Origin of the sequence: Aureimonas sp. ME7, from assembly GCF_903970965.1 — a bacterium.
Lineage (GTDB): Bacteria > Pseudomonadota > Alphaproteobacteria > Rhizobiales > Rhizobiaceae > Aureimonas.
The window spans coordinates 1-9616 of the sequence record NZ_CAJCKW010000031.1 but is presented as its reverse complement, the minus strand read 5'-3'; the positions used below and the strand labels follow the sequence as shown (position 1 = coordinate 9616).

The 9616-nt window shown below is 64.5% G+C and carries 8 protein-coding genes and 2 tRNA genes; 4 read left to right on the top strand and 6 right to left on the bottom strand.

The window, feature by feature from the left end; translation table 11 throughout:
• Positions 1–382: 382 nt before the first annotated feature.
• From H7A85_RS20410 to H7A85_RS20390, 5 genes are all read right to left on the bottom strand, one after another.
• Positions 383–459: transfer RNA gene (locus H7A85_RS20410), tRNA-Arg, on the bottom strand.
• Positions 460–598: 139 nt separating this feature from the next.
• Entirely contained in the window at positions 599–943 is a 345-nt protein-coding gene (locus tag H7A85_RS20405; protein ID WP_182422379.1) for a septal ring lytic transglycosylase RlpA family protein, read from the bottom strand.
• A 233-nt stretch (positions 944–1176) separates the two neighbouring features.
• On the bottom strand, positions 1177–2076 hold the full coding sequence (locus tag H7A85_RS20400) for an SDR family oxidoreductase (RefSeq protein ID WP_182422378.1): 900 nt from the start codon (positions 2074–2076) through the stop codon (positions 1177–1179).
• The gene (gene queG, locus H7A85_RS20395; RefSeq protein ID WP_182422377.1) at positions 2073–3239 is read right to left on the bottom strand and encodes a tRNA epoxyqueuosine(34) reductase QueG; all 1167 of its coding nucleotides are present in this window, start codon (positions 3237–3239) and stop codon (positions 2073–2075) included. The genes H7A85_RS20400 and queG overlap by 4 nt, the downstream gene beginning before the upstream one ends.
• Before the next feature lie 345 nt (positions 3240–3584).
• Positions 3585–4277, bottom strand: a complete 693-nt coding sequence (locus tag H7A85_RS20390) for a glutathione S-transferase family protein (protein ID WP_182422376.1) — start codon at positions 4275–4277, stop codon at positions 3585–3587.
• Positions 4278–4709: 432 nt separating this feature from the next.
• On the opposite strand from H7A85_RS20390, the gene H7A85_RS20385 reads away from it, so the two are divergent.
• Entirely contained in the window at positions 4710–5516 is an 807-nt protein-coding gene (locus tag H7A85_RS20385) for an undecaprenyl-diphosphate phosphatase (protein WP_182422375.1), read from the top strand.
• 233 nt (positions 5517–5749) lie between these two features.
• Here the strand turns inward: H7A85_RS20385 and H7A85_RS20380 are convergent, their stop codons facing one another.
• Positions 5750–6775 carry a complex I NDUFA9 subunit family protein gene (locus H7A85_RS20380; protein WP_182422374.1) on the bottom strand — a complete coding sequence of 342 codons (1026 nt, stop codon included), beginning with the start codon at positions 6773–6775 and terminating at the stop codon, positions 5750–5752.
• 221 nt (positions 6776–6996) lie between these two features.
• Between H7A85_RS20380 and H7A85_RS20375 the strand changes: the two genes are divergently transcribed.
• The 3 genes from H7A85_RS20375 (at position 6997) to H7A85_RS20365 (ending at position 9530) form a co-directional block, all read left to right on the top strand.
• A tRNA-Leu gene (locus H7A85_RS20375) sits at positions 6997–7081 on the top strand.
• Positions 7082–7168: 87 nt separating this feature from the next.
• Positions 7169–8806, top strand: a complete 1638-nt coding sequence (locus tag H7A85_RS20370) for a DUF6538 domain-containing protein (RefSeq protein WP_182422373.1) — start codon at positions 7169–7171, stop codon at positions 8804–8806.
• Positions 8807–9086: 280 nt separating this feature from the next.
• Positions 9087–9530 carry a hypothetical protein gene (locus H7A85_RS20365; RefSeq protein ID WP_182422372.1) on the top strand — a complete coding sequence of 148 codons (444 nt, stop codon included), beginning with the start codon at positions 9087–9089 and terminating at the stop codon, positions 9528–9530.
• The last annotated feature ends 86 nt before the right edge of the window (positions 9531–9616 follow it).

The following is a 9616-nucleotide window of genomic DNA, read 5'->3' as shown; positions in this document are numbered from 1 at the left end:
CCGCTCCAGCCGCCGTGCCGTGGCCGGCTGCGCCACCCCAACCCGCTTCGCCGGCCACCTCAGACGTCGCCGACAAGCCAACCATGCATTAGAGTTCAACCGGGCCACCTGATGGGGGCAGGCCAGTTGAAGAGGCTTTTTAGATTTCAGATTGCCCGCGAATATTGGCGTAGACGGCGATCGAACACCGTCCTTGATCTCGTTGAGCGAGGCTTGCGGATCGAGATGGTGCGATACCCTGTCTCGACCCTCATAGCCCAGGATTGGCACGGACCCTCGACACAACATCCGTCCGGGAACGAAACGCAATTTGCTTGTGAGTTACTCGTGAGTTGGCCGTCGCTCGGCCTGTACTCGAAAGTCCCTAAGTCCTTGATATGTATGGCGCACCCGACAGGATTCGAACCTGTGACCTCTGCCTTCGGAGGGCAGCACTCTATCCAGCTGAGCTACGGGTGCCTGCTCGTGAGAGCGGGTGGATCGATGTCGTGGTCGGCAGGATCCGACCTTCTGACTATAGGATCAGGAGCGGCGAGGCAAGGCCGGTCGCGGAGGGGCGGGCCTATGCCGGCCTCGCTCCTCGAACGGCCGCTCCCCCTCAGGCGCAATCCTGCGTGCTCGAACCGTCGGCCGGCTCGATCTGCACCCTCGTATGGCCGGACTGGACGAAGCCGAGCTTCTGGGCGGCGCCCTTGGACAGGTCGATCATGCGCCCCTTGATGAAGGGGCCGCGATCGTTGATGCGCACCACCACCGAGCGCTGATTCCTAAGGTTGGTCACCTTGACCTTCGAGCCGAGCGGCAGCGTCTTGTGAGCGGCCGTCATCGCCATCGGGTTCATGCGCTCGCCAGATGCGGTGCGCGAGGTCAGGGCATACCAGGACGCACCGCCACAGGTGGTCTTGTTGCCCGCAGCCTCGGCCGGCGCGAGGGTGGAGAACATGGTGCCGGCAAGGGCAGCTACAGCAAGAATCCTAGGCGTCAATCGATCGGTCCTTCTACCGTTTCATACGGACAGGGACCGAGATCTTTGAACTCGTTAACGAATTCCCCTCGCAGCCCCCGCCGTTCGATGGGCGAGGGGTGCGGGCGGCAAGCGGCCAAAACGTGGCGGTTCCATCACGAAAGGTAACCGAATATTTTCGAGCGTATCATCGCCGTGATGAAGGCGCTATGTCATGGGGCATTCAGCGCGTCCAAGCCTTCACGAAAATTGCGGAAAAACATTCCGTAACCGAGGGCTTTCAGCTTCGAATTGGCGACCCTTTTGTTCTCCCCGTAGAACGAACGCGCCATCGGGCTGAGATCGGCGGTTTCGAAATCCACCTCGGGCGGGAGGGAAAACCCACCGATTCGGGCAGCGTAGGCGACGACGTCCTGTGGCGGGGCGGGCTCGTCGTCGGTCACGTTAAAGATGCCACCCTCGCAGCGGCCCGACAGGAAGCCGAGGGCGCCGGCGATGTCGTCGACATGAATGCGATTGAACACCTGACCGGGTTTCACCAGGCGGCGTGCGCGGCCCGAGCGCAGGTTCTCGAACGCGTTGCGCCCCGGCCCATAGATGCCGGACAGGCGCAGGATCGCGAGCGGCGTTTCGCGCTCCTGCGCCAGCTTGGTCCAGGCTTCCTCCGCCTCCAAACGCTCGCGCGAGCGTGCCGATACGGGCCGGGTCGGGCTCGCCTCGTCCACCCAAGCGCCGCCATGATCGCCATAGACACCGACGGTCGACAGGTAGCCGATCCATCGCAGACGCGGCATGCCCCGCGCGATCGCCCCCCCATGATGATGCCAAACCGGATCGCCGGAAGGGCCAGGCGCAACCGAAAGGACGAGATGGGTGACGTCGGCCAGCGCCTCGTCGATCCCCTCCCCCGGCGCGTCTCCGTCGAAAAGGAAAGCCGGCAGTCCGTCATCGCGAAAGCGCGCAGCCTTCTCCGGCGAACGGGTGGTGACGCCCGCGATCGAGGCGGGGTCGAACGTGTTCGCAAAGGCACTGCCGGAATAGCCGCAACCGAAGATGAAGAAGCGCGGCGCCTCCTCCCCGTCCGGTGCGTCCGGTTGCGCTGGCTTCGTCATGTCCGATGTCCTTCCGTCAAGGCGGTCCATTCCCCCTGCACCGTCTCGTCCCCTTCGCCCGCCAGCGCCGATGAGCGCTGCCCCAGCGCGCCCGGCCGATCGAGCCGTCCCCACGCCCAGACCGCCATGGCGCGAACGATCGGCGCCCGGTCTCGGGCGAGATCCCGCACCCGGCCGAGGAACGCACCGTCACCCGAGTTTCCCGCCGCGATCAGGCAGTTGGACACGAACTTGTCGCGCCCGATCCGCTTGACCGGCGAGCCGGAAAACAGCGCGCGGAACGCCGCATCGTCGAGGCCGAGGAGATCCATGAGCCGGGGTGCGCGAAGCTCGTCGCGTGCCTGCAGCTTGGCTTCGCGCGCCTGCGAGGCGAACTTGTTCCAGGGGCAGACGGCGAGGCAATCGTCGCAGCCGTAGATCCGGTTGCCCATCCTGGCGCGAAGGGCGCGCGGGATCGGCGCCTTGGTTTCGATCGTCAGATACGAGATGCAGCGCCGCGCGTCGATCTGATAGGGGGCCGGGAAAGCGCCGGTCGGGCAGATGTCCTGGCAGGCGCGGCAGGAGCCGCACAGGTCTTGGGCCCCCTCGTCCGGCCGGAAGCCGATCGTCGTCACCACCGAGCCCAGAAACAGCCAGGAGCCGAAGGCACGGCTGACGAGATTGGTGTGCTTGCCCTGCCAGCCGAGCCCGGCCGCCTGCGCCAGCGGCTTTTCCATCAGGGGCGCGGTGTCGACGAACACCTTGGCATCGTGCGAGGCCCCATCCTCGCGCAGACCCGCCCGCGCCACGAGACGCCCGGCCAGTTCCTTCAGCTTGCCCTTGACGACGTCGTGGTAGTCCCGGTGCCGGGCATAGACCGAGATCGCACCGCGGTCGCGCCGCTCCAGAACGGCGAGCGGATCCTCGTCCGGACCGTAGTTCAGCCCCAGCACGATCACCGAGCGCGCCTCAGGCCAGAGCGCCTCCACCGAACGCCGACGCTCCACTGTCTCGGGCAACCAGTCCATCGTGCCGTGATGACCGGCCGCCACGAACGCGTCGAGGCGCGAGGCGACGGCCGCGTTCTCGGCCGTCCCGGCGATGCCGAGCGCGGAGAAGCCGAGGCGGCGCGCATCGGCCTCCAGGAAACGTCGCAGCGCGGAAAGGGACAAGGCGTCGGCCATGGCCGACCCTTAATGCATTTCGCCCCGATGCTGAAATCCGGTTTCGCCCACCCGGCGGCGAGTGCGCGCTCGTGCGGCGGAGCGAGAGGGGGCCGACCCCTTCCCCTGCCGCCGTCACCCCGCGCCGAAGCCGCAAGCCAGCCGGCCCACCGTTCCCTAGATCGCCTTCCGAACGGGTTGCACCACCGTCATCGCCCCGCCAACACCCGCTTCCGCGGCAGGCGCCTTCGCTCCGCGGCCGCGCGGCGCGTCGGTCGCGAGGCGGACGGCATCGCTTCCTCCTCGCGCCTTGCCGCGAGGCGAGATCGCCTCCGTGCCAACCATCCGATCCGGTCGGAAGACGCTTTAGAAGTCGAGCTCGGCGTAATGGGCGACGGGCGGCACGCCGCGCACCCGCTCGGCCAGGAACGGCCTAAACGAGGGGCGCGACTTCATCCGCATATACCATTCCTTGGCCGCCGGCTCTTCGTCCCAGGCGACCTCGCCGAGATAGTCGAGGATGGAGACGGCCGAGGCGGCCGCCAGATCGGCGTAGGACAGCTTGGGGCCCGACAGCCAGTTGCGGCTTTCCGCCAGCCAGCCGACATAGCGCATGTGGTTCTTGAGGTTGGTGCGCGCGGCGCGAATGGCCGAGGCGTCGGGCGCGCCCCCGCCTTCGTTGGCCCGCATCTCGCGCTTGAAGACGCGTTCGCGCACGAGATAACGCGTCACCTCGGCGTCCATCTTGCCGAGAAACCATTCGGTGAGCCGCCGGATCTCGGCCCGCTCGGCCGGCTTTTCGGCAAACAGGCGACGCTCGCGCTGGAAGGCGCCGCGCGTTTCGTCGAGATATTCGGCTACCACCGTGCCGCCGACGATCGGAGCCCCCTGGTCCTCGACGAGAAGGGGAAGGGTCGCGGCCGGGTTCAGCGCCAGGAATTCGGGTCGCCGTTCCCAGGGGCGCTCCTCCACCAGTTCGGCCCGCTCGCCGTATTCCCCGAGAACCAGCCGCACGAAACGGGAGGCGGCGGACATGGGATGGTGGTGAAGGATGAGCATGGAGGGCGAGAACTTGCACTTTCATCACGGGCCGAAACGTTTCGAACCCATTCACGGATCGGAAGCTTACGGCCAGTTGGTTGGCGGATCGTGAACGGCGCGAGCCTTGCAATCCCGAGGCGTCACATAAGCCGATCCGCGCGATCAGCAAGCGTTTGGAGCCGTTTCAAAATCCTCGTACCCGGATCGACGTCGGCTCGCGCTCGCCGCGCAAGGGATCGTCGAGGGGGAGAGCACCCGCTTCCCGTGATGGTTCGGCGGGCCGCGCGTCGAACGCGGCGCCGGGCGGCGACCTCCGCGGATTCTTACGACATCCCGAAATTCATGGCGCGGACAGGTTCGCCGGGCATGATGCAGTGCGGCAAAGGCTTGACCCCCGCCCGCTTCGCGCGGCATTCCACGCTTCATCCCGCGCCACTTTCAGGATTTCCGATGGACGGTCTGCAGATTTTCGAAGCCTTTCTCCTCGGCCTGATCGAGGGCCTGACGGAGTTCATCCCCGTGTCCTCCACGGGCCACCTGCTTCTGGCGGGCCAGCTCATGGGCTTCCATTCCACCGGCAACACGTTCGAGGTGCTGATTCAGCTCGGCGCGGTGCTGGCCGTTCTTTCGGTGTATTTCGCTAAGCTCTGGCAGATTCTCGTCACCTTGCCGTCCGACCCGAAAAGCCGACGCTTTGTGGGCGGCATCCTTCTCGCCTTCCTGCCGGCCGCGGTGATCGGGGCGCTGGCGCACGACTTCATCAAGGGCGTTCTGTTCGAGACGCCGATGGTGATCTGCGTGGCACTCCTGGTCGGCGGCCTGATCCTTCTCGTGATCGACCGATTGCCCCTCCAGCCGCGCTACAAGGATATCGAGGACTACCCCCTGTCGCTTTGCTTCAAGATCGGCCTCGTCCAGTGCCTCGCCATGATCCCCGGCACCTCGCGCTCGGGCGCGACGATCGCCGGCGCGCTGCTTTTGGGCACGGACAAGCGCTCGGCCGCCGAGTTCTCCTTCTTTCTGGCGATGCCGACCATGGCAGGCGCCTTCGCCTACGACCTTCTCAAGAACTGGGGCACCTTGTCCGGCGACGACGCGCTGCTGATCGGCGTCGGATTCGTGATGGCGTTCCTGTCGGCGCTCGTCGTGGTGCGCTCGCTTCTCGCCTTCGTGTCGCGCTACGGCTTCGCCCCCTTCGCCTGGTGGCGCATCGTGGTCGGGGCCGTTGGCATCGGCGTTCTCCTCGCCTATCGCTGAAGGGGCGAGCTCGAGGGATCTGAGAGGCGGATTACCCCCTCGCCCGAGGAAGGCGCGCATCGAGAAGGAATGTGCTTCCCTCGCGTGGGCTCGGCTGTCGAGGGGCGGGCCTCGTGGTCCCGGCGACGCGATCCTTCGCGACGGTCTTGCGGGAACGGTGCCGAGAACCGATCAACGAAAAGGGGCGCCGGGAAGGCGCCCCTTTCTTCATACCCATTCGCCGGCAGAGGAACTCACGCCTTGGCTTCGCCTCCGTCGCCCGGCAGGCTTTCGTCCTCGGCCGGCCGGTCGTCGTGCGGCTGGGGCTTGGTGAACTGCCCTTGCGGGCGAAACCGGACGAGATAGGTCGGCAGCACCGCCTCCAGCGTTCGCGGCGCGATGCCGAACGCCTCGAAGGTGCGCCCTTCCGCCTTGGCGGCATCCGACACGACATTGTCGATCTGGAGCTGGGCCACCTGATCGGTCGTCAGCGGTGCGCCCGGCAGGAAACGCATCCATCCGGCCAGGGTATCGGCCAGGCCGAAGGGGATCGACACGAAGCGGCGCCGCCGCTCGATGACGCCCAGCATCTCCTCCATCATGGCGCGGAAGCTCATCGCCTCCGGGCCGCCGAGCTCGTAGACGCGCCCGCCCGGCACGTCGCCATCCACCGCGCCGGCCACCGCCAGCGCCACGTCGTTGACGAAGACCGGCTGGAAGCGCGTCGTGCCACCGCCGAGCAGAGGCAGCGCGGGCGCGAAGCGCGCCATGTTGGCGAAGCGGTTGAAGAACTGGTCCTCCGCCCCGAACACGATCGAGGGACGCAGGATCACGGCGTCCGGCACGGCGGAAAGGACGCGGCGCTCGCCGTCGGCCTTGGAGCGCGCATAGAGGGAGGGCGAGTTCGGATCGGCGCCGATCGCCGACATCTGCGTCAGGCCGATGCCCGCCTTGGCGGCGGCCTGCGCGACATGACCCGCGCCTTCCGCCTGCAGCGCGTCGAAGGTCTGCCGGCCCGCCTCGGCCAGGATGCCGACGAGGTTCACCGCATGGTCGGATCCCTCCAGCGCCCGCTCCACCGACCAGGGGTGGCGAAGGTTCGCCTGAATGGCCTGGATCTGCCCGAGGCGCCCTGCGATCTGGAGGTGATAGGCGAGATCCGGCCGCCGGCACGCGACGCGGATGCGGTGTCCGCGCTGGGCCAGCGCATGCACAACGTAGCGTCCGAGAAAGCCCGACCCGCCGAACACGGTGACCTGTTTCCTGGTATCGACCTTCATTTGCCAACCCTTGTCCGGACGCGCGGGGAAAAACGCCCGCCGATCTGCCCTTCATGTGTCGCCGAACGCTTTAACGGCAATCGCCGCGGCCGAAAAGCGGCTTCGCGACACGTGAAGCGCTGACCATTCGCGACGCTGGTTCGCTCGCCCCCGCTTCCACGCATTTATCTCGCCGCCGCCGATTGACAGCACCTCTCCGGAAATCTAATGACACCGCCAGTGCCCAGGTGGCGGAATTGGTAGACGCGCACGGTTCAGGTCCGTGTGCCGCGAGGCGTGAAGGTTCGAGTCCTTTCCTGGGCACCAACAACCTCTCTAAGGGGTTGATCCGCAAAGACAATCAGCAAGATCATAGGCTTAGCGTCGCCCGAGTGCTACACACGGGTGCTACACATGGTCCTTGCGATGAGCCGACCTCACAAACATCCGCGAACCGGCATCTACTGGTTTCGCAAGCGCGTACCCACCGATCTGGTGGCGGTCGTCGGACGCAAGGAGGTCACCGAAAGCCTCGAAACCCGCGACCCTGTCGAGGCCAAGCTACGGCACGCGAAAGCTCTCCAAGAGTACGAAGCTCGTTGGGCGACCATGCGGGCTGGGGCGCGCAGCCTGACCGAGCGCGAAGCGCACGGCTTGGCGACGGTGTTCTACGAAAAGTGGATCGATCTCCACCGCGACAACCCGAGCTTGGAAGTCGTATGGCACCCCGAGCACTACCAGGATCTCTGGACCTTCACGCCGCTGGCCGAGGAGGAGCCCGAAACCGACCAGCCAGGAAATAGGCCCATCGAGAACGTCCTGGTTCCTCACATGAGACGCTTCTGCCTGACGCAGGCCGAATATTGCCTGGAGCATTTCGGGCATGAGGTCAGCTACTGGAATCGCATTCTCGTCGGCAAGGCGATAGCCGCCGCCATGCACCGGGCTCACTTCGTTCTGAAGCGGATGGCGGAGGGGCATTTCGAGCCTGACGATGCGGTTCCGGTTCCCGCAGAAACGACTCATCGTCCATCAGACCGACGAGTGGGCCGTACTTCATCGCAGCCCGCCGTGGTGAAGCCAGCGAACGGTGCAGGCGCTGGGACGCTCACGGACCTTGTCGAAGGGTGGTGGCGTGAGTCGAAGGCGGCGGGGCGAAAGCCGAGCACATATGAGAGCTACCGAAACACCTTTTCGGCTTTTGCGAAGTTTCTTGGTCACAACGATGCCGGCCGAGTTGGGCGCTCTGACGTGATTGCCTTCAAGGACCACCGCCTTGCGACGCCCTCCTCGCGCACCGGCAGGGTTCCATCCCCCAAAACGGTCAAGGACTCCGATCTCACCGCGTTGAAGGCCGTTTTTGAATGGGCGGTGATGAATGAGAAGGTGAATGAAAATCCGGCTGCGAAGATCACGATCAAGCTTGGGAAGCGTCCCAAACTTCGCGAGAAGGGTTTCACGGAAGCTGAGGCTGTCGCCATCCTTCAGTTGGCCATGACCTTCCAACCTGGCCGGGAAAACGCACGGACGATCGCGGCCAAACGATGGGTTCCGTGGCTCTGCGCCTTCACGGGGGCACGCCTCGGTGAGATCGCCCAGCTCCGCAAGGAGGACATTGCACAGCGCGAAGGCCGATGGATTCTCCGCATCACCCCGGAGGCTGGCACGGTCAAAACGAACGAGGCGCGCGAGGTCGTCCTTCACACTCAGTTGCTTGAGCTAGGGTTTCCGACCTTCGCCGAGCGGGCACCTGCCGGCCACTTGTTCATCAATGTTGGTAGGGATGGAGATGTTCTAGGGCCGCTGCAAGGTTTGAAAAACCGCTTATCCGCTTTCGCGCGGACAGCTGTTGCGGACCCTAATGTTGCGCCGTTTCATGGTTGGCGGCATCGCTTTAAAACCATCGGCATGGAGGTTGGAATCCCTTCCCGCGTCCTTGACGCCATCCAAGGTCATGCGCCCAGGTCCGTCTCGGACACCTACGGCCAAGTGACCGTCAAAACGATCGCGCAGGAAATCGAAAAGCTGCCTCCGTTCAAACTTGAGGGTTAACTTAGCGGGATCGACGGAGGGGGTTCATCAGGTCTCGAAAGTTCGTGGGTCTGCAGCACTGGAGAAGGCCAATTGGCCGGCCCAGACGACGAGCGTTCAGCATGAAGTGATCGAAATGGCGCTCACCCATACCATCGAGAACAAGGTCGAGGCCGCATATCGTCGATGCGAACTGCTCGACAAGCGGCGCAAGCTGATGAAAGCATGAGACGCTTTTGTCGATTCGAGAAACGCAACTGCCAAATCAGGCTAGCGGAGCGTCTTTGTGAACAGACGTAAGATGGAAACTGACCTGCTGCGCGCGAAGCACCCGTTGTTCACGGGGAATCTGAGAGGGATGATCGTCCGATCAGATGCTGAGAATAAGGGGCATCCCGATATTGATAGCCTGGCAGCTGAGGCAGTCTGGCGCGAGGGTGGGCTACGGTTTCGAAATTCCTTCGTCAAAATGTGTGATTTGGAGGTCGATCAAGACGGCATTTCGGGCCAACCTGCGTCGCAGGTTGTTGCAGCTCTCACTGGCTTCATCAAAGAGGTCTTTGAGTACCAAGACGCTTTAAGCGAGTTGGACGATGATGCCCTCGTCGAACAGCACCGGGCTACTTTCAACGAGATCTACGACGAGCGTAGGGCAGAACGGGCTCGAAAAGGGGCAAGGAGCGATCGATTTGCGTTCTTCAACGAGGCTGGTCTGCCCCCTGAAAAGTGGTCCTCCCTGAAGTAGGCTTTCGAGCTGATGGAGGACACGAGAATGGGACAGAAGAAGCACAAGCCGGAAGAGATCGTCGCCAAACTTCGGCAGGTGGACGT